This is a genomic window from Bacteroides acidifaciens, from assembly GCF_024623065.1.
GTDB lineage: Bacteria > Bacteroidota > Bacteroidia > Bacteroidales > Bacteroidaceae > Bacteroides > Bacteroides acidifaciens.
Genome location: NZ_JANJZR010000071.1, coordinates 1 through 22,146, shown reverse-complemented (window position 1 = coordinate 22,146; position 22,146 = coordinate 1). Strand labels below are relative to the sequence as shown.

Below are 22,146 nucleotides of genomic sequence, written 5' to 3'. Positions count from 1 at the left end.
GGAGACTATGTGACGAATAAAAACTGGTCGGTAAAGCCTATCTAACATAATCTCAGGAAAATTTAAACAGGCTCTTAGTTTGTTTCTTCCTCGTCATTCTTGAACAACACATCCTTTAGTTTCTGATAAAGGAATGAAAGTGTCAGCAATATCAATCCCAGAAGGATAAATACGATAATCTTGCCGATAGTCGGCATTGCCCATAAATCGTCTAATACGAGTTTGAGCAGAACTATTCCAAAAGTCGCAAGGCTTACCATACGCATCGCTTTCTGATGCAGGCGCATTCCCAATCCCATCTGAACGAAACCGGCAATGCTTAATGAGAGTGATAGTCCGGCACTGAAATCGTCTACACCTACTTGCCAAAGGAAAGAACGTACCATTGTCAGCCAAAGGAGTGTGGCAAGAATATTCAGATATACGGTGAAGCGGGATTTTATGCCGATTGATGTATAGTACAGACATGCCACGTAATATATGTTTGCTATCACGAAAGCAGCCGTCAGCCATCGCAACACGGCAGGAGTGAAAGCCATGTTCTCCCATTGGTCACACCATATATTCAGAATATATACAAGCGTATTCATTCCGATAGCCAAAGTATAGGAAGTGAGGTGCTTGGTTATCGGGAATCGTTTTCTGAAAGCATAGCAAATGCCCGAAATGAATACGGCGGTAAACAAGAACATCGCTCCGCTTCTCGTTGCCCCTTCAAAATACAAATTGAATTCCATCATAAATGTATAATAAAGTATGATTACGGAAACTATAAGCATAAAAGGATTCCAGAAACTGTATTTCAGCCGGCGTGCCGTAGAGAAGAAGGAATGATAATGCTCCATTAATAAAGCGAATGCTCCTGTAGCTAATCCCACAAACAAAGAGGTGGTAAATGAACTATTCAGAAAAATTGTATCCAAAGAATGATGTTCAAACATCACACTATACACATCCATCAAGTAAGAAACGAAAGTGAGTCCTACCAGGACTTTGGCCGCAGACTCATATACCCTGATTTTCGACTTGACATAAAGCCACAACAACAATACCATTTCCGATGTCCAAAGCAAAGTAATATAGTTTCCGTCCAGTTGAATCGGGACTGTAATGGAGACAAATGTCAGCACAAGCCCCAATGTGGTATGCACGAGGAATTTATATGCTTTCCTATCCTTCCATAACCAAAGCACCAGCCCCAGATTAACGAGTGCGATAAACAGGCTCAACAGACCGCTCGCCTTAAAAGACAGTCCCATGTTCTTTAGGAAAAGAATTCCCGAAAGCAGATAGACAAAATTATTAGTGATGATGACAAATACCAGTCCGCGGCTCATAGCCTGTATCTTCTCTCCACGAAGAATGGAAAACACCGGAAGCAAAAAGGTAAAATAGAACAGAGTGGCAAACATCAGCAAATGTCCCGAAATGACCGTAGAGCGGGAAGAATAGCTCAACAACAAGAAACTAGCCATTATCAGACAAGTAAAGACAAATGAGATTATCGGAAGTTCGCTCCACTTTTTGTAGATGGAAAGCCCGAACATTCCCAAATTCAATATACTCACATAAGTAAACAGAACTTGATAACTTCCTTCGCCGCTACTTACAATAAAAGGTGCTAGAAATCCTCCTACAAGCGCAATAACAGCCAGCTCACGCCTGTCATATATCACAGAAAGAACAGACATAAATATAGTAGTGGCTATCAGAATGATAAACGCTACAGTCTGCGAAAAGATATGATAATAATGGAATGCGATAGCAACCGTGAGATAGAACACGGCGAACGCTCCACCGGCAAGCAATGAACTGAATGTACGATATTTCTTCTGCAAGCGTTCGGCAACAACCAGCAATGCCGCCCCGGTCAGGAAACCAAGCACCGTACGGAAAGTCTCGTTTATCCAGTTCTTGTCAATGGCGTACTTCACAAAGAAGCCCACCCCTATCACAAATATGAGAATACCAATCTTTCCAAACAGGTTTTCACCGATAAACTTCTCGTAGTTGACTTGTTTCTTTGGTAGTTTCGGAGCAATCGGTGCCACACGAATCGGTTCTGGAGACATTGCAGACTCTTCCCGAACCGTATCCATCACTGGGATACTTTCAATAATTTCTTCCTGAACAGATTCTTGAACAGATTCCGAAGCATCTCGCAATTTATTGGCAACCACAGCCTCAACCATTGTACTCGGTTCGCGAACAACCAACTCTTCTTCAACCAATTTTTCTTCCGGCAGGACTTCTGCTACTACTTTTTCAGGCGTCTCCTCACTTGATTCCCTATCACCAGCAGCCATTTTCGCCTGCCCCTTCAGAAGAGCGTCCATCTGCTTTTTTATTACATCAAGCTCTTTCTCTATCTTCGTGAACCGACCATCGAACCGGCATAGCAAAACAATAAGTATCACTATACCGAGTAACGGATATACACTATTAAAATCTCCCATAGTATTTTGTATTTGATTCAATATCACAAATATACGAAGAATTCGCAAGATACAGGGAGATTTGGATGGAATAAAGTAAGTGATTACAAAAAAAGAGGAGAAAATCTCCTCTTTTTTAGAATGTTGCCCTAAATTCGCATCTTCATATTATTTCCATAGCGCTGTATCTTTCACTTTGACTGGAACGTCAGGTCTATCACATACGACTCCTTAAACATCTTCTTGGCGAACTTATGTATATCGGCAGGCGTCAACCGCTCCAATATCCTGTCAAAATTTTCGGGGGCGGTGATGTCGATACCTTCCGTATAATAAGCGGCAAGGGCAGCCATCCAATATGCGTCAGAGTTTCTCGACTGTTCGTCGTTTTTCCGCAGATTGGCAACCACCTTTGCAAACTCATCCTGCCCAGGTGCCTCTTCGGCAAGACGTTCCGTTTCGGCGTGTACCAACGACTTCAAATGGGCTTCCCGCTCGGGTGCACAGTCGAATATCATGGTAAAAGAGTAACGCGATTCGGGGAGACGGGACGAAGTAGCATTGATATTGATTCCATATGTGCCCCCCTCCTTCTCGCGGATGTTTTCCGTATAGCGCAACTGCAAGATGCCGCGCAACAGGCTTTGGCAGATGTTATGGTAAGGCGTATTTTTCAGCTTCGTTGAAAAATTGGTGACGACAGTGGCTTTTGGGGTCTCCCAGTTGAGCCGGACGTTTTTCACGACCTTCCCCTTTGCCGGCAATTCGCGATGCAGAGTACGCTTCTCTTTGCGATGTTCGGAGCGCAAAGAACCGATGTATTTCTCCACCATCTGTCGGGCGTTCTCCTCTTTCAGATTGCCCATGATAAAGAACACGAAGTCGCTGGCGTCCTTGATACGGTCAGAATAGACATATTTCAATCTTTCCAACGTAATCTTATCCAAGTATGCTTTATTGAAAGCCGGGAAACGGGAGCTGTAATTGTGCAAAATCTGTTGGAGCGAGTCCTTCATCACCGTCTGCGGCTGTCCGGCATACTGCTGCAACGCTGCATAGTTGCGCTGCATCAGCGTAGCAAACAATGCTTCATCGAACCGGGGTTTCTCGAAACGCAGGTAAATCAACTGCATGAGCGTCTCGAAATCTTCCGCAACGGAGGAGCCTCCTATAGCCTCATCCCATGGAGTGATGTTCACTTTGCATCCCACCCGCTTACCGGTCAGCAGTGTCCGCAGTTCGTCGGGCGTAAAGTCGCCCACGCCGAACGAAGACACCATCGTTGCGGCATTCTCGGCTGCGGGCAGCAGGTCGGTATCCTCGTAGACAGAGGTTCCACCGTTGCTATAGGAGGAAACAAGGATTTTATTGCTCGCACTATGGCGGAACACCACGCGGGCGCCATTCTGCAAAGTCCACTCCACAGCGCCAAAACGCTCCAGGGGACGCACCTTCACAATCTGTCCGCCCTGCAGCTCTGCATCATCCAGCAGTTTGCGTTGAACGCCCGAAGGGGTATTCACCGCATAAGGACGAATCTGACTGGAATGCTCCACGCGTTCCATGATAGCCGTCATATCCTCGCGCGACAAGTGTTTCTCTTTGGCTGAGCCCACTACCAGCAATGTCCGGTTTTTCGGGCTGTTCCACTTCTTCGCCCTGACAGAAACCTCCTCTACTGTGATGTCGGCAACAAGGCGTTTCACCCAACGGTAATAGTCGGAGGGGCTGAGAAGCGGTCGTCCTTCCAGAAAATGGGCCTGTATCTCTTGCGCATAACGGCTGTTTGCCTTGCCCTTCCTGCGTCCGTTCTCCAGTGCTGTGAGCATATCTTTCTTGGCACGCTCCAGTTCTTCGGGCGTGAAGCCATAACGTTTCACCCGTTCATTCTCGGTCATTGCCGCTTCCCATGCTGCGGCTTCCTGTCCGGGACGGGGAGATACATTAACGTTGTATGCACAATATCCGCGCACCAAATCTCCGTAGGCAATCTCCGCATGACGGAACGGCGTATCCGGACGACGTGCCAGCTCCGCGATACGCGTCCGCATCATCGAATTAAAGAACGAGATAATCAGACTCTCGCGCAGATAAGCCACGCGATTGCGTTCGCACGCCGGAGTGTCGTTCATCCGGATGGACAGCCCCAACGAAGAGCGGGCAGCTTCATTGTCCGTTGCCAGCACATAACGGGGAGTATCGTTGTCGGGTATCGAAAAGAACGGACGCGGCTCCGGATTCTTCACGGCAGGAATGGCAGTAAAAAGCTTCTTCACTTTTTCTTCCATCCGGCGCGCATCGAAATCGCCCACAATGGCAATCGCTTCCAAATCGGTGCGATACCATCGGTGATAGAAGTCGCGCAATGCCTGTGGAGCAAAGTGCTGAATGACGTCCAGTGTTCCGATGACATCCCTGTCGGCATACCGCGAGCCTTGATAGAGTACCTGGTTTGTCTTTTCCTGCATCCGCACCGTTGACGTTCGGCGGGTGCGCCACTCTTCGACAATCACCTTGCGTTCTGCGTCAATCTCTTTCTCTTCCAACGACAGGTAATAAGACCAGTCGTGCAGTATCAACAGGCAGGTGTCCAGCAAAGATTCACTTTGCGTAGGCACGTCGGTGAGTTGGTAGACAGTCTCGTTGTGCGACGTATAGGCGTTGATGTTGCTCCCGAACGCCACGCCGTGTTTCTCCAGTCCCGAGATGATACCTTTGCCGGGAAAATGCTTCGTTCCCTGAAAAGCCATATGCTCCAGGAAATGCGCCAATCCGTTCTGCTCGTCCGTCTCCAACAGCGAACCGGCATTGCGAATCAGATAAAAGCCTGCACGACGAGGCTGGTCGCCGTTGTGGCGGATATAATAGGTAATCCCGTTAGGCAGCCTGCCGATAAGCACCGCCGAGTCGACAGGCAGCGTCTCTTGCCCGCCGACCGCCGCCGACTGTGCGCGTGCAACGGTCAGTGAGGCCAAACAAATACATATATATGCAATTATTTTCTTCATGAAATTGTCTTTTGGGGTGTGCACGAAGATGCTTATTTCTTCTCCTCTTCCTTGCCGTCACCTTCGCCGAAAGCGGGGGCACCTGCTAAAATCTGCTTCACACGGCTCACCATTTCCTCGCCACGCAGGGAGAAGGAAATGACTCTTCCTTCGGGGTCAATCAGGATGGTCTTGGGCACTGCCGTCACTCCCAGCATACGGGCGGCAGGCGAACTCCATCCCAAGAGATCGGAAGCGTGCGTCCACTCCTCCTTGTCCATCTGATGCGTGCGGATAGCGTTCTTCCAGTCCTTCTCTTTGTTGTCCAAAGAGAAACTGACAATCACAAAACGGTCACGGTCGGCCTGCGTTTCATTGTACAACTGTATGAGGTAGGGAATCTCCCGGCGACAGGGACCGCACCACGAAGCCCAAAAGTCCAGCAACACATATTTTCCTTTGAAATCTTCCAGCGTCTTGCGTCCGCCTTCAACAAGAGGAAGCGTGATGTCGGGCAACTCGCCGCCTACTTTCAACTCCTGCGCACGCACTACGTTGCTGAACGAGCGGTAATACGGGTGCTTCTTCAACTTAGGCGACAAGGATTTCAGCATACGCTGCACGTAGGCCTTGCTCAATGTCGGGTAAACCTCTTTCTCCAGCATCAAAGGCACCAACGGCGAATCGTTGTGTTCGAGCAGAAAACGGAGTTGCGCTGCGGAAGCGGCAACCATTGCCGCCGCACCGACACGTACCCACTCTTCCTGATTTTCGGGTCGGCTCATCCATTGATTGAACGACTCTCCATGCTTCTCCTGCCACACGTTCAAGGTGTCGGTCTGCTCCTTGATACAAAGTCGGCGGATTTCCTTATACTGGTTGTACAGGTCGTTAGTCGGTGTTCCCTTTGCCATTCCTCCTGCGGGAAAAGCGGCATCCGGAATACGCACTTCCACCGTACCCGGCTCCACAAACAGTTGCACGTTGCCATTGTCGAAGCCGGTCAGTAAATAAAGCAATTCCGGCTCGCCCTGTTTCAGAGAACGTGTAAAGGTGAAAGTACCGTTCACCGGCTTCACGGAATCGACATTGATCATGCGTTCGTACTCGTCCATCTGCGTCAGGTAAATTTTCTGTATCCGTTGCGGCGTATGGCGCAGCGAATCTTTCAGCATACGTCCTTTGATGACACACGTATTCTCTTGTGCCTGCACCCCACCCATACAAGCTATCAGGCAGGCTGCGGCTATATAGCACTTGCGTAACATTCTCGTTCCTCTTTTTATTCGTTTTTTATTCATACGTTTCCACTCCCTCAATAATTCGCTTCACCTTGTTGAGCATCTCTTCGCCACGCAGATTGAAAGCCACCACTTCTCCTTTCGGATTCAGCAAAACTGTGTGGGGAACACCCTGCACGTTGAACAGCGACACAGCATCGGACGACCATCCTTTCAAGGTAGAAAAGTGAATCCAGTTCTTGTGTTTCAACTCATTCTTTTCGATGCTGTTCACCCAATCAGGCTCTTTGCTGTCGATAGAGTAGCTGAGTATCACAAATTTATCGTTTGCCTCCGAAGCTGTCATCGCCTGCTTCAAATAAGGGAATTCGCGACGGCACGGTCCGCACCACGAAGCCCAGATATCCAACAGTACATACTTGCCTTTATAGTCGGAAAGGGATATCTCCTTGCCTTCCGGCGTCACTCCTGCGATGTCGGGCGCCGGCGAGCCTACCTTGAGGTTGCTTGCCTTGATTTTATTCTCCAGCTCACGATAGACAGGATGCTGCCTCAACCGTGGAGAGACGGCACGCATCAACGTACGTTCAATCGTTTTCGGTTGAAACAGGTGATAGATGTCATACTTGATGATAAACAAAGCCGCTTCGCTGTCAAGGTGATTGCGCAGATATTCCAGCGCCACCACTTTTTGCATCACGGTATTTACATTGAACACGGAACCATGATAGTCCATCTGCAGATCCGGATTGTTCTTCACCTCTTCGGGCAGCGAATTGAACAGATTGTTCATGCGGACTTTCGAATCCTGCACATCTTTCCCACGTACCGCATAGTAGCCGCTCATCACATCGTTGCAGGGCGTACCGCTTACCTTTGCCGACACGGGATAGTGGGCATCAAAAGGCTGCACCGTAATGTTGCCCGGCTCAAGCAATAACTGCACGCTACCGTTATCGAATCCGGAAAGATAGGCAGCTTCCACAAAGCGGGGAGCCTTACCCTCGAAACGGAAGGTCTTATTCTTTACAACGGCAGAATCCAGTCTGACTTCCTTGCCGTCGGACTGGCACGCCAGATAAACCATGCGGACCGCTTGCGGGGTGAAACGTAACGAATCACGCGTCATTTCACCAGTAATGACATACTTGTCGCCGTTTTGTGCCAGGCAACCAACACCTGCCAACATTCCAACGGCAACCGAAACTATTATTCTTCTCATATAAAAATAAATGCTTTATCTGTTTTTTTAAGTAACCGGAAAAAACGGTTACTTTAAGTTATCCTCCAAATATTTAGCCAGTTTTTCTCCTCTCAGATTGGTAGCGACAATACGGTTTTCTTCGTTGAGAATAAAGATGGCGGGAACGGCGCTCACACTGTAAAGCCGTGCCACATCGCATTTCCATCCTTTCAATGAAGAGACGTTTATCCACGTCAGTCCATCTTTGGCGATGGCGTCTTTCCAACGTTCCGGCTTGTTGTCAAGCGATACGCTGATAATCTCCAGTCCCTTATCGTGATACTCCTCGTAAGCCTTTTTCAGAGCGGGATTGTTCAGGCGGCACGGTCCACACCACGAAGCCCAGAAATCAAGAATCTTCACCTTTCCAGCTACCTTGCTCAGCGTCACTTCCATGCCTTCCGGAGTAGTCAGCGTAAAGTCGGGGGCAAGTCTCCCCTTCTCCGTCTGCTCCATCCGTTCGTAACGTTCTTTCAAGATACGGGCACTGGGCGTCTGCTTGGCACCTTCGCCCAATGATTCGTACATTTTACGGCATTGCTCGGCGCCTGCATCGCGCATCTGTGCATTCTCCAGATAAGTATGCGCTGTAATCAGGTCATCATGCTGCCCCAAAAAGTCGTAAGTCTCTTTTCTTGCCCGTTGCTCCAAAAGTAGAATCGAATCGTTCAGCGCACTGGCACTTCTGTATTTATTTTCGGCAACCAACGTCTGGTGTCTTTGCTTCATAGCGCTTATCTTCTGACGCTGTTCGGTGGAATACTTCAAGTATCCCGTCCAAGCATCCTGCAACTTACCGCCTCGGATGTAGGCCTCCCGCCCATTGGTAAGCAAAGCAGTGTACGAACCGCCCGGCTCTGCCATGAATGGAAATCCCCCCGAATAGTTCTCAACAACGATATGTGCCACCACCGGTTCGTCACACCTACCCTCCAATACAAAATCGGGGGCTTGGAAAAGAGCAGTGCCCAACGTATCCACCCGGTTTTCGGAAACCGGCGCCAGCATATACAGGCGCCCCGATTCCACTCCTTTAATCTGTCCTTTCACAGTCACATTGTTCTGTGCATACGACAGATATCCGCAACTTGCCAAAAGCAACGTTGCCACTAATGTATTTTTCATTCCCTATTTATTGTAAAAGTGTTTCTATAATATGTACATATTCCTTGTTCCGGTTGTATTTCTTCTTATACTCCTTCACTACATCATCTATGCGGTCGAGATTCTTTCCGTTACGAATAAAGTTGCAGATAATCGTATAAAGCACCACATCCCTTACATCGCCTGTATAGAATGCGGCATACGCGCGGTATCCCTCTTCGAAGGAAGTAGGACGCGTGTAGGTTGTACCCGACTCGTGCGCCTTCTTCTCATTAACGAAGAACATATAGCGCATCAGCATCCCGATATAATCCAGAGACTGCAAGGCGTTCTTGTCCGTGCGCAAGCTATAGCCGTCCATTACCGACCAATAGTCACCGATTTCCTGTTTCTCAATCGGCAAACGACGGGTTTCGGCATACATCACCGGATATTCCATAAACGAATTATATACGCTTCCTTCAATGTCTGCCAAGATGTAGCTGCTCACTTCGGGACGAATCTCCTTGCCGGCTTTCTCCAACAGTTTGCGGCTCTGCTCCGACAGTACCCGCGATGCTTCGAAACGCTCTTTCGGCTTCACATCTACAGCGATGCAAGCAAGAAGCTGCGATTTATAGCGCATAGTGCGTTTCAACTGAGCGATGTCGCGCAACAGGCGGTTTTGCGCTACCGCTTCTGCCGTTCCGCTGAACTCCACAGCCTGCACCTGCTTGCCTTCGTAACGAAGGTTGACGTGCAGGCTGTCGCCCGGCATCAATAAAACGGTTGTTTTGCCGTTGATGGCAAACGTCACCATCCGTTCTGTATCAAACGAGTAAATATGCTCCTCGCCCGGATTGGTATGAAACTCCTGTCGGAGCAACGGGGTCTGGAAACAGTCAAAATAGACCATTTCTGCCCGATAGCCGTAGATTTCGGCACTTAACACAGTTTTTTTAGCTTGCACTGTCTCCCATGCGACACTGCACAACAGACAAACACATCCTATTAAAATTCTTCTTATCATATACATTAATCTATTCATTATTTCTTAGTTCAACTCCAGTTCAGAAGGCTACTCCCAACGACACCTGCCATGTATTCTTGAGGAAGCTGTTTTTCTCAGGAATAATAAAGGCAAAGTCGGCACGTAGCATACTGTAATGCACACCGCAGCCGATGGTACCGTAGCGTTGCATACGGTTGTTTTCTTCTCCATAGTGGTATCCGCTGCGTACAGAAAACAGCTTGAACGCCGTGTATTCCGCTCCAACGGCACCCTCCCAGCAACCGCCGGGCCATACGCGGTAGCCCACTTCGATCGTGCCTTGCAGACGGTGGTTGTCGTTGAATGCATAGTCAACACCTCCTCCGGCATTCACTTTGGCGGGCTGCTTATACTTACCGTATCCGTAATCCATTTTCGTACCGAAGTTGGCAGCCTGCAAACCCAAACTCCAACGGGCGTCGTCGTTGTTGCGCCATGCCTGTTGGTAATAGACGCCAAGGTCGAAAGCCACTCCGTTTGCCGCTGCATTGTCGAAAAGAGCGGAACGTACGAAGCGTGCCGTTGCACCTACGGACAGTCCTTCGGTGAGTTTGCGTGCATATCCCAAGTCAATGCTCCAGTCTTTGGGAGTATAGACCGCACCCGCACGCTCCACATCCGGACGGTTGATGTAGCGGAAACCCGCCTGGATTCCCTGCTTGTCGTCCAACTGGTAATGGCCTGCCAAAGCGTGCAAATTGCTGCCCGAAGCCAATTCGCGCATCCAGGGCGTAAAACTGTAGGTCACTTCCGCCTTCCGGTCCGAGAAAACATTCTTGGCAGCATTTCTCCAAATGGAGAATGCGTTTGCCGAAGAAGCCACCCCACTGTTGCCCATTCCTACACCGCGCACATCGGGCGTCAGTTCGGGAAACAAAGCCGCTCCGTTATCACCCTGTCCAAAGGTAGCGGTTGCTCCGCACAAGAGCAACATCATCAAGCCATATCTTATATTTTTCATACTCTTACAGTTTTATGATATTCTTAGTAATCGTTTTATTGTTGCACGTCAGTTTCACGACATACATACCGCCACTCAATCCGGAGATATCGACTTTGCCGGGAGAACTGAGCGAGATATTCGTCACTTGTTCGAGCACCAAGTTGCCGAGCGTGTCATATATCCGTGCGGTCACCTTGCCACTGAAGGTGGCGCTTGCACCAATCGTCAGTTCGGTGTTCGTGTTTTCGATGCTTGCTTCCGTATGTACTTCGGGTAACAGGCGAACGGTGAAAGCGGTAGTGGTAGTCTGTACGTTGAGGTGCTCTTCTCCTCCGACTCCCTGGTCGGTCACGGAGAGGGAGACTTTGTACGAACCGGGCTGAATATCCTTGTTGTGCAGGGAAAGAGTGAGTTTTCCATCTGCGAAAGTCTGCTTAAAGATACCGGCAGGGTCGTCCACCTCATAGGTGAGGCCGGCTGTATCGGTTTCCTTGTCGCTCAGTTCAAACACGTAGTTCACTTCTTCGTCGTAGTAAAGTACTTTATCAGTCTCTATATCCAGTCCTTCCGAAACCAGCTTGACAACAGGCGGCCAGTTCATGGCTCCCGTCAAAGCACCGTACGCATTGACACAACCTGTGCCAATCATTCCTTCGTATTCGGGATTGTATTCTGCAATGGGGGTGACATTCTGCAACAGGCGATGTTTCACCTCTTCGGCAGTGAGTCCGCCTTCCTTGTCTTTCAAGTAAGAGACCACCAACGCTGCTACTCCCGCCACTACCGGCGAAGCCATAGAGGTGCCGACCATAGGTTTGACAGCGTTATTGTTCACCGTACTCCAGATTGCCCAAGTACTCCAATCGTATTCGGCAGGAACTTCATCACCACCACCGCCGGGAGCCGAGATAGACACCCACGAACCGTAGTTGGAGAAACTACTCTTCTGAAAACGGGGATTTACACTGGCTACGGATATCACATGATTCAAAGAGGCGGGAATTACCGCATCCTTCTCCACGCCGTCGTTGGCAACAGCCGCAATCACCAAGCCGCCTTTCATCGGACCTACCTGATTGCCGTCTTCATCACAACCTGCATATTCCACAAAATAGTCGACAGCCTCCTGAAAAGCCTGTATGGTTGCTTGCCCTGTACCGACATGATAGCTGTTATTGCAAATCACTGCTCCCATATCCGCCGCATATTTAATGGCGGCAGGGCCATAAGAAAAGTCACAGGTCATGATGCGGACTCCCTGATTGTACATCGGATAACCACCGCCAGCTATACCTGCAATACCATTAGGATCGAAATAATTATTGGTAACTGTAGATGCACCGATTATTCCCGCTACGTGTGTTCCATGACTTTTATCATCGCTGAGAATGGTATTGTTGTTTACTCCCAATCCATAGTAGTCGCCCACATAGCCGTTGCCATCGTTGTCTACATAGCCATCTTCATCCTCCTCGTCATTTCGCCACATACACTGATTCAATTCCATGTGTCTAAAATCGACAATCTGGTCAATCACAGCCACAATCACATCCGAGCTTCCCGAAGTCAGTTCCCAAGCATCCAGAATCTTGATATCCGCACCTTCCATCATACCAATCTGACCTGTATTGTGCAAATACCACTGAGAACCGAAATAAGTATCCTTAGGCGGATTCACCGCAACAGGCACCAACTTGCCCACAGGCTCCACGCAAGCCACATTGTCTAATGCGGAAAAAGCATCCACTGCCTGTCCCACATTGACGGCTTCGTCAAACTTCACTTTATACCACAGATGCAATCCTGCCTTTCTGGTGCGCTTCTCATACTTTCCGGCAGGGAACAGGCGTTCCATCTGCTGCATCTTTATATTCACGGCGGCGGCATCCAAATCTTTGTTGCCGGTTTCCACCTCACCGCTACGAGTAGCCACTACTTGCAAATCTTTGTCCAGTTGCTTGAACTTCACATAGACCTCTCCTTTCACAAGCCCTTCTTCGTTCATCCATGAAGACAAATCATCTCTGGGCACTTCCGGAGTGATGTAATCCTGACAAGCAGTCAACGCAAGCAACAGTAAGCTATATAATAATGTACGTTTCATAATCACACTAAATTTTATTCTTTTTAATTAGATGCTGTATTACGGAATGAGAAACAGAAGTCTTTGATGGCTCCGAACCCTGCAAATTTCTTCACGCTATCTTCCTTTAAGTCTCCGGCAATGGTAAGTTCAATCTGATGCAACTCCCATGTGCCGTCTTCTTTCTCTACAGCCATACCCAACATACGCATTTCGTGAGGACGCCCTATGTTCTCATTCAAGATTCTGAATTTCATCTTTGAAATCGTACCTTCCGCATCATAAATCTCCACCGACTCTCCATTGCTGACATTGCAACGATAAAGTTTGCTTCCTGAAATGTAGAAGAACTGTTGCAGGAACGCATACGGTGCTGTGGCAAACTGAGAAACCGCATTGCCGCCCACCAACTGTCCGATAGCATCGCTGCGGGTCACTGCATACTCTTTATCATCATTCCGTCCTAAGTGGTAAACGACGTAATCCTGCGTATCCTTGTGACGGGCGATGGCGATACCCAATGAATTCTTACTCTCGTCTCCATCACCATACTCAGGTCCCATCCACACAATCTCCGTGTCATTAAGCCCTTCTACATACTGATAGATAAAATTCAATTCAGCCTTGCCACCTCTGATGTCTGCGTATCCAAATGCCATTTCTTCATTGTCCCATATGGCAATCTGTCCGGATTCGCCCAAATTATGACCAAGCACTCCCGTGCTATAAGGGGTTTTGTAAGGTTCAATCATCTCATATGTTTCACCATCGTAGCAATAGTGCATTTGTCCGCGTTCGTCCATAATGACGGTAGAAAGACACGCCACGCTTCCGTCGATACCATTCACCAGCGAAAGTTTGTTGGCCTCTACCACACTCGGCAACTTCATAGCGGTCATGGAGAGTGTATTGGGTTTTGTCCGCCAAACACCGTCTTTAGACATCAGTTGCAGAATTTCCGGATTTACGGCATTCTTGCGGTCTAACGTAGGAGAGTAAATCAAATGCGTTGCATCGCGGATTACTTTTATATCTTCCGACTTGGAAAGACCCAAATCGCCATATCCGTCAAAAGAGATGATGGACTTCACCGAATCGGGTTCTTCTATTACCGACAACTGTTGTACGCCTTCTTTTTCATTCAATACAAACCAACTGTTGATATAAGGTTGCGATGTACTGATACTCAAAGATTTGTAGAAACTTACATTGGTAAGTTCATCGGTCACGCTAAACACTATGCTGTAAGAAGTCGCTGTATTGGCAGGAAACTCCAATTCCAATACTTTGTCTGTAATAAGAACAGCCTTTTCGCCTGCTTTGGTCACTTTCCACTCATAAACGAGATTCTCCTCATTCTGAGCCATCGTCTGCGAAATGACAGGAGTATAGACAACTACTACATCAATAGGAGATTGCTTGCAACGGCTGCTCCCCATTTCGTTAATAACAATTTCATTTCCTCCTTTGATGGCTGCTTTGATGGAGCATTCCACCTCGTTGATTTCTTTATAGTCGTAGTTACCTTTATCATTGTAACATCCGGCAAGCCCTCCCGTCAGGAGGAGAGCTGCCAATAGCCATATCTGAATATTTTTTTTCATATCATTCAAGTTTATTAGTTACCGGGGAAAGTTGCCGGATATTCAAACGGTTCGGGGTTGGATGATGCATAACGATTCATAAATGTTGTGTAGTTTGCGTTATAAGCTTCTACCAATTTATTGTACACAGTTTCTCTGTTATAGAACGGCCAACCATTTCCCAAGACGCCTTCCTCCATATTACCATAACATTGCTGCAAAAGCATCATCCATGTAAACACTAATTTCGATTCGGAATACTCACCCAAATATTTATATTTATCCCAATAAGAAGGCTTAATCAGAGATGCGTCCAGTACCGGAAATACAATATCCTTATCTCCTCTCAGCTTCGCTTCATACCGGAATATGATATTCCATTGATTCCACACTGTCCATTGATTTGGAGTACCATAATACTGAGACATAACTCCCTTCACTAAATTTTCTTTTTTCTCATTATATTCACCCAAGAACGACAGATTCCACCATGCAGGCAGTACTATCGGCAATTCAATCACGTTGTCCGGATGTGTTTTGTTGTAAGCTGCAATCGCATTTTTAATGTTCGGCATATAAGATGCAGAGAAACTGGCATTGGAAAGTTGAGGATTCTTTAACTGAGGAATCCCCTTTACCGGCTCCCAAGAAGTATCTCTGTTATATTCAAACAGTGCTTTTACAATCACATCTCTTTTGATTGAAGAAAATTCGCCAAACAATTCCTGACGCATTTCCCACCATTCGGGCACCAATTTATCTTCGGGGAACGATAAGCCCAACGGAGCACCGGGATGAGCCGTATTATAAGCATCTATATTCAAACGTATTACGGAAGGCACATATTCCCATGCATCTTCGGGCACATTGTTCAACTTGCAAGTTTCAAAAATTGTTCTTGTCACAAACTCCTGCTTGTCAACAGCCCATTCGCCCAAGGCCTGATTGTTCCACCATCCGGCACGACTTTGATTGACCGGGAACTCATAGCCGGCATCCGCCGCCACTTTTTCGCGGAAAATAAGATTCCAATAGACAAGTTTATCGTTTTCCAACAACTCTTCCTCGCCCATGACGCTCCGTATGAAGTCAAACTTCTCGCGGGAATAAGCTCCCAGTAAGTTTGTTTCGACATCTCCTTTCCACCACACAGTCTTAGGCATATCGGGAATCTCAGTGGCAAAGCGTGTCGCCATTTCGGGATGCTCCTTCAGATAAGCAACCAACTCCTGGTTGTATTTATCGGTCTTGTTCCACATATAATCGTTGCTACGCACAAACGGACGTTGTGAATAGGTCAGCATAAACGCATACTTCTCCTCATCGAAAGCTCCCAACCACTCTTCGCGTGCATCCCAGTCGTCGGGTTTCTCATAGATGTCTTTCAGTGTTACCTCGAGCACGTTCTGCTCCGTCACTCCTTCCTGAAAGAAGGGATTGTCTTCCGTATCAATCGTAATACCGAAACGATAAGTGCCGCGCATAAATTCGCCCCGTTCGTTCTTCGGGCGCACAATGGTGAACTTGATGGTATCCCTCACCTGTTCGGGAGCCACGCTATAGTAAGGCTCAAAGATTACTTCGGGAACAAAATCACTCTCTTCATCTTCCAGTTTTATCGTTTTCAGCTTATAAGGGCGCTCATCGGGAGAAGGGAATCCCTGGATCTGCATATAGATTTTCTCGTATGTGTACGCCTCCAGATTGTCACCATAGTAATAGGTTTCTTCGCGTTCGTCGCCTTTTTTCCTTTCCTGATAGGTGGCGGTGGCGAAATTGAAAATGCGGTCCAAATCCGAAGCATCACCCGGAATCAGTTTACTGTCTTCACCCGTGTAGAATTGCAGGCCATCCTTTTCCAGACTGTAACGAATCAAATCGTCTTCTCCGCAAGCGGTGAACAGTCCTGCCAATAAAAATAGATATATATTTTTTCTCATTGCTTATTCATTTTAATGAAACCAAAATCATTCCTGTGCTCCCACTCCGTATTCAATCTCGTCGTCGGGCGTAGGCAACACATAGTATTTTGTCATAGACGGTATCGTGCTGGGACAACGCCAGAACGTACGGTAGTTGTGACGTTTCAGGAAATAGAACCACTGTCCCTCGGCGAAGAATTCTTTCTGATACTCTTCGTTCAATGCATCCCGGCGGGCCTGTTCGTCGTAGGCGTCATTGGCTACCAGATTGTTGGAACGCGAGATTCCGCGTGCGTTGCGCACCAGGTTGATGTAGGTGACACTCTCTTCGAGACTGACACTTTCGGCCAGGATGTAGTACATTTCCGACAAACGAATCAAAGGAATCTTCTCTTTATATTCCACTTCGCGTCCCAGATACTTGCGGCACATTCTTCCGTTTTCTCCATGTATGAATCCGTATCCGTTTTTGTAACGGATGTCATTAATACCTATGTTCTGCTTGTTGAATACCTGGTCGCAGTTGTCGTTGGATATATAAAGCTCGTTGGCATATCTGGTCAGTTCCGCCCAGTCGTTCTTTACTTTCGTCTCCATATCGTCGCGTCCCAACCCGAAAATCGTCTCTTCGTAGAGAGAAACATCTTTGGTATTGTCCATTGCAAGCGTAAAGCCGCATCCGTCAATCACTTCCTTAGCCTTCAACGCCGCATTGGCTTTGTCGCCAATCCATAAATAGACACGTGCCATCAAGGCTTTCACCGCCATCTTGTTCATGCGGTGCTTGCGGTATCCCAAGAATACATCGTCAAGATTGTTCTGGTAGTGGAGGTTGTCGTCTTTCAACAGTTCTTCCGCTTCCTCCAAATCGTGCAGAATGTTCTGGGCAATGCGACTGGCGGGCAGCAATGACTTGGCTTCGTCGTTAAACTCCGTACGCCAGGGCAGACACGCCATTTCCGGGTCTTCGCTATAGATAGGGCCGTAGAGACGGAGCAGGTCGAAGTAATGAAACGCACGAAGCCCTAAGGCTTCCCCTTTCATCAATGTCCAGTATCCGTCGGTGGTGACGATGTTCCTGCCTCCGTTTTCAAGGTTTTGCAGCAGGTTATTGATGTTGCCGATGGTGCAGAAGAGGTTTACCCACAGACCGTTCACCATATTCTTGGCACTTTCATTCTTCTTGTAGTCGTAGCGCTGTGCGCGTTGTTCTTCGGTGGGGATATTGCTTCCGTAGTTGTCGTACCGTTGCACCAGGAATTCCACCGAACCGTATGTCATGCTCTTACCGTATGTTTCGTCCAGCGTCATACGTGCGTAGATACCTATAAGGGCACTCTTGTAACCAAGTTCGCTATTGAACAGTTTATCGCTCTCCACCTGGTCTTTCGGGGTTACATTCACCCAGTCGGCACAACCGGCAAAGCCGGCAGCAAAGAGTACCATACTTATCCCTATAATTATATTCTTTATCATATTTTCTCCCTCAATTAGTTAAACAATAAAGACACAGACAGGTTGAAACTTCTTGCATAGGGGTAATCCAGCCCTCGCTCCTGTTTCACTGTAGAAAAATGGAAAATATCCTGCATGGAAGCCGTGAGCGACATACTCGCCACGCGGCAAGTTTTCAGGAATTTGATTTGTTTCGGGTCCAGACGATACCCCACAGAGATGGAGTTCAACGCAAATTCATTGTATTTCTGCAAGAAACGTGTGCTGGACGGGGTGTTCTGGCTATACAGCCCCATTCCTTTATACTTGGCATAACGGTTTGTCGTGCTCCAACGGTCGGGTCCCCCCGCACGGCGGTCTACGTTGTTGGATATTTCGGCATTCTCGATTTTATTAATCAATGTCTCGTTCACGCGGTCGGCTCCCAACTGGTAGGTGAAAGCCAATCCGGCTGTCAGTTGTTTCCAGGTGAGCGAAGAACTGATGGCACCGCGAATCTTCGGCTCCGTATCTCCTACGGCAATCTTGTCTTTGGGATCCCACACAAAGGTTTTCTCTCCGTCGCGTGTGAGGAACAACTCCTTACCCGTGGCAGGGTCGATACCCAACGAAGGAACCAACTTAATCACGGAGGTAGACTGTCCTTCTTCATAGACAGGCGGCGTGCCGTTGCGTTCGCTCAGGTTTTTCTCGTTCATCTTCTTCAGTTCGTTGGATAGCTTCTTGATAACGTTGCGGTTGTGGGCAGCATTGATACCTACCGACCACTGAATCTGACGCTTGTAATCATTAATCAGCAGACTGCTCAGAGAGAACTCTACGCCTTCATTCAACACGGCACCCACGTTGCGGGTAACGGAAGCAAAACCGGTAGAAGGCTGTACATTGTTCTCCAGCAACATCGCATCCGTATAATTATGGTAGTAAGAACCTGTAAAGTTCAGTCTGCCGTTCCACAAGCCCAATTCCGCACTCGCTGTCTTGCTGGTGGTTTTCGACCATCCCAAAGAAGGATTGCCCAATCCCATAAGCTGCGCTCCCAACGTATCGCCGGAGGGATAAGGGAACATCAGGTCGGAGTAGGAATAAGTCTCTTTTGCCTGATAGGGCGAGTAGCTTTGCGAACCGGTGGTACCGATGTTGACATAGAGTGCCAAGTTGGAGACGGGGGTGCCTTTCAGCCATTTCTCTTCGTGCATATTCCAACGCAAACCGGTAGACCAGAAAGGTGCCATTCCCGTATCGTTACCAAACTGTGAGGAAAGGTCGCCATGCACATTCACGTCTACGGAGTACCGACGGTCGTACATATAGTTGAGCGAACCGAGTACGCCCACACTGCGTTGTGTACTCTCGCTACCGGATACACGGTCTTCCATCTTATGTGCATACAAGAAGTCGGTCATGTTGTCGTTGGGGAATCCTTTTGCCGAGAGCACTACACCGTCGCTCACACGGTTGGATACGTTCCAGCGCACACTGACAAACAGTCCGTGCTTGTCGCGAACGAGGTTGTAGTTGACAGAAGCATTGGCGTCCCAACTGGTGGACTCGCCGAGGTTGCGTTCATAGGAACCGCGCTTGGTGATGTCCTCTTCTTTAGCAAACATGGTATGATTGGCAGAACGGAACTGCTCGTTACGGCCGTTTGAACGGGTAAAGGAGAGTTGCCCCTGCACACGCAGGTTCTCCAACAGGAAATATTCCAAAGAGAAATTGTCAATCACGCTAAAGTTACGGTTCATGTCCTTGTATGGGAACTGCGTATCGTAGAGCGGGTTCGTAATCACCTGCTGCGCGGTACCCGAAGGCATGGGCTTCGTCTCGATGATACGTTGGTATTTACCGTTTTCGTCGGTCAGGCGATAATAGGGATTCATCTTGCTGTAGGCTGAGAAAGCCCCGTAAGGAGAGTTGTTTCCTTCGGTGTTTTCGATAGAAAGAGAATTGCTGATATTCAAGTTCTTATAGCGGTATTGCAGATTGAAAGACAATCCCATATTCTCGCGGTCGGAGGCTTTCATTACACCGTACTGATTGCCGTAGTTCACACCCAAGCTATAGCGAACCGCTTCATCGCCGCCTTCGAGATGCAGCGTGTGGCGATGTGTCACTGCCGTACGAAGCGGCTGCGACAACCAATATGTATCTACTCCGCGCAGAATTTCTTTTTTCTTTTCATTGTAATAGTTCATCAGGCTCACCGAATTGAAGAGTCCGGCAGCACGTTCATACTCCAATTTTTCCGAAGCATTCATCAAATCGTAGTCCGAAAGGTCAGGCACGGAAATACCGATATTGGCACTGTAGCTGATGTTCAGTTTTCCGGGAGCGGGTTTCTTCGTTTCAAACACGATAACGCCGTTGGAAGCCTTTGAGCCATAGAGGGTAGTACCCGCCGCATCTTTCAGAATCGTAATGGATTCGATACGCTCAGGGTCGATGTCTACGATACGTTGCAATGAAGTCTCGAAACCGTCGAGGATAAAAAGCGGCATATTGGGACGATTGGAATAGTCGCCCATCATCATATTGAAAGAGCTGGCACTGCTGGAACCCAACTGCACGTCACCACGCAAATTAAACTCAGGCAAGCGGTTCGGGTCGGAGCCGTACTGGTTTTGGTCTACGATGCGAAAGCTGGGGTCGAAGACCTGAAGTGCTTCCAACAGGTTGTTGGGATTTATGCGTTTCAGATCGTCCGCCTTCACCGTCACATAACGTCCGGTAAATCCCGCCGCCTTACGGGGAGCCATACCGGTCACCACAACACCTTCTATCTCGTTCGCCATCGGTGTCAGTTTCACCTTCAGTTTGCTCAAGTCACGGTTGGCAAGCCGCACTTCCTCCTGCTGGTAACCCACATAGGAGAACAGCAAGGCAGTGGCGCTGCCCGGAAGCATCTCGATATGGAACTGTCCGTCTATATTGGTAGTCACACCTACGCCCTTCTGCTCTTTCAGCACAATACTGGCGCCGGCAAGAGGTTCGCCGGTCTGGGCATCGATTACTACACCTGACACTTTTTGCATGTCCTTCTGTTGCTTTACAGCTTTACGCAACACAATCGTGCGGTTAGGCTGGTAAGCAACGCTGACGGGATGTTCTGCAAAAATGACAGAAATCACATTCCTCAGCTCCATATCTTTCACATCAATCGTCACGTTCTTAAGAAAATCCAATTCCGAATGATTGTAAAAGAAGCGTACATTAGCAAGGCTTCCTACTTTATTAAGCACTTGCTCCACAGCTTCATTCGTTGCCTTAACAGTGATTCTTGTTGTCTGATAATCCACTTGTTTTTGCGCATTAGCAACACTGCCTACGAAAAACAGCATCATTCCAAGCAGCAACAAAGAATAGCACTTCATGCCCTTTTTGTAGTTCTTTTTCTGCATAAGAAATAAATTTAATAATTAATCAATACTTGGGTTGTACACCAAAGACTGTCGGGTTTTTAACAGGGGGAAAAATCGAAGTTCGGTAAGAAATCCGAGACAAGCCGCATTTACCGGTTAATTAAAAAGAGTCTCTCTTTTTAATTAATAAACGTGAATAAAATAAATCCTTCACTCTTGTACTCACGTATAATGCAACTTTACAATTCATTCTATAAACTTGTAGTTAATCTAACAATAAAGCTATATCTTCTCAAAATATCCATCACATTAAAATAAAAACTATCCCTATGTGAACAATATTGATTTTGCAAATATAAATATAGATATTTTAACCACAATACAAATTAAGGGATATTTTTCAAAAAAATCATTTAAAACCTGTTTAAATTTTATTTAGTGTGTTTCGCCAACATGCCAACATGGAAAAAGTCCTAATCTTCGGTTCCAGAGCTAAAGGTACATATCCGGAAGGTTCCGAAACACTCCAATAGGTGAGCATATAGTACGGGCAGGACTGCCTTTCTCCAACAAGCATGATAGTTGCGGCCGAAAACGACTTCTTCTGCAAGATTTCGCCTTCAGCCTCTTCAGGCGCTCTGAAACCTCTTATTCATCGGCATTCCGGCTGAAAGCGAACCGCAAAAGTAAGAGCCTGTTTAAATTTTCCTGAGATTATGTTAGATAGGCTTTACCGACCAGTTTTTATTCGTCACATAGTC

12 protein-coding genes are annotated in these 22,146 nt (G+C 47.7%); all 12 read right to left on the bottom strand.

The window, feature by feature from the left end; all coding sequences use genetic code 11:
- Nucleotides 1–74 precede the first annotated feature (74 nt).
- Nucleotides 75–2,456, bottom strand: coding sequence for a DUF2339 domain-containing protein (locus NSB03_RS16260; RefSeq protein WP_172503968.1), 2,382 nt, complete (start codon nucleotides 2,454–2,456; stop codon nucleotides 75–77).
- A gap of 170 nt (nucleotides 2,457–2,626) precedes the next feature.
- Entirely contained in the window at nucleotides 2,627–5,443 is a 2,817-nt protein-coding gene (locus tag NSB03_RS16255) for a M16 family metallopeptidase (RefSeq protein WP_128824437.1), read from the bottom strand.
- 32 nt (nucleotides 5,444–5,475) lie between these two features.
- The gene (locus NSB03_RS16250; protein WP_024988184.1) at nucleotides 5,476–6,690 is read right to left on the bottom strand and encodes a TlpA disulfide reductase family protein; all 1,215 of its coding nucleotides are present in this window, start codon (nucleotides 6,688–6,690) and stop codon (nucleotides 5,476–5,478) included.
- A gap of 25 nt (nucleotides 6,691–6,715) precedes the next feature.
- Nucleotides 6,716–7,885: a TlpA disulfide reductase family protein gene (locus NSB03_RS16245; protein ID WP_128824439.1), complete on the bottom strand. Its 1,170-nt coding sequence runs from the start codon at nucleotides 7,883–7,885 to the stop codon at nucleotides 6,716–6,718.
- 48 nt (nucleotides 7,886–7,933) lie between these two features.
- The gene (locus NSB03_RS16240) at nucleotides 7,934–9,031 is read right to left on the bottom strand and encodes a TlpA disulfide reductase family protein (protein WP_172503967.1); all 1,098 of its coding nucleotides are present in this window, start codon (nucleotides 9,029–9,031) and stop codon (nucleotides 7,934–7,936) included.
- A 7-nt stretch (nucleotides 9,032–9,038) separates the two neighbouring features.
- Nucleotides 9,039–10,019, bottom strand: a complete 981-nt coding sequence (locus tag NSB03_RS16235; RefSeq protein ID WP_228767191.1) for a hypothetical protein — start codon at nucleotides 10,017–10,019, stop codon at nucleotides 9,039–9,041.
- A gap of 40 nt (nucleotides 10,020–10,059) precedes the next feature.
- Nucleotides 10,060–11,001, bottom strand: a complete 942-nt coding sequence (locus NSB03_RS16230) for a PorV/PorQ family protein (RefSeq protein WP_172503966.1) — start codon at nucleotides 10,999–11,001, stop codon at nucleotides 10,060–10,062.
- 4 nt (nucleotides 11,002–11,005) lie between these two features.
- Complete coding sequence (locus tag NSB03_RS16225; protein WP_257466505.1) at nucleotides 11,006–13,087, bottom strand: S8 family peptidase; 2,082 nt, start codon at nucleotides 13,085–13,087, stop codon at nucleotides 11,006–11,008.
- Nucleotides 13,088–13,110: 23 nt separating this feature from the next.
- Nucleotides 13,111–14,670, bottom strand: coding sequence for a PKD-like family lipoprotein (locus NSB03_RS16220; RefSeq protein WP_242358516.1), 1,560 nt, complete (start codon nucleotides 14,668–14,670; stop codon nucleotides 13,111–13,113).
- Between the two features lie 14 nt (nucleotides 14,671–14,684).
- Nucleotides 14,685–16,589, bottom strand: coding sequence for a DUF4843 domain-containing protein (locus NSB03_RS16215; protein WP_257466504.1), 1,905 nt, complete (start codon nucleotides 16,587–16,589; stop codon nucleotides 14,685–14,687).
- Between the two features lie 27 nt (nucleotides 16,590–16,616).
- On the bottom strand, nucleotides 16,617–18,047 hold the full coding sequence (locus NSB03_RS16210) for a RagB/SusD family nutrient uptake outer membrane protein (RefSeq protein WP_235827561.1): 1,431 nt from the start codon (nucleotides 18,045–18,047) through the stop codon (nucleotides 16,617–16,619).
- Nucleotides 18,048–18,061: 14 nt separating this feature from the next.
- The gene (locus NSB03_RS16205; RefSeq protein WP_065537649.1) at nucleotides 18,062–21,424 is read right to left on the bottom strand and encodes a SusC/RagA family TonB-linked outer membrane protein; all 3,363 of its coding nucleotides are present in this window, start codon (nucleotides 21,422–21,424) and stop codon (nucleotides 18,062–18,064) included.
- Nucleotides 21,425–22,146 lie beyond the last annotated feature (722 nt).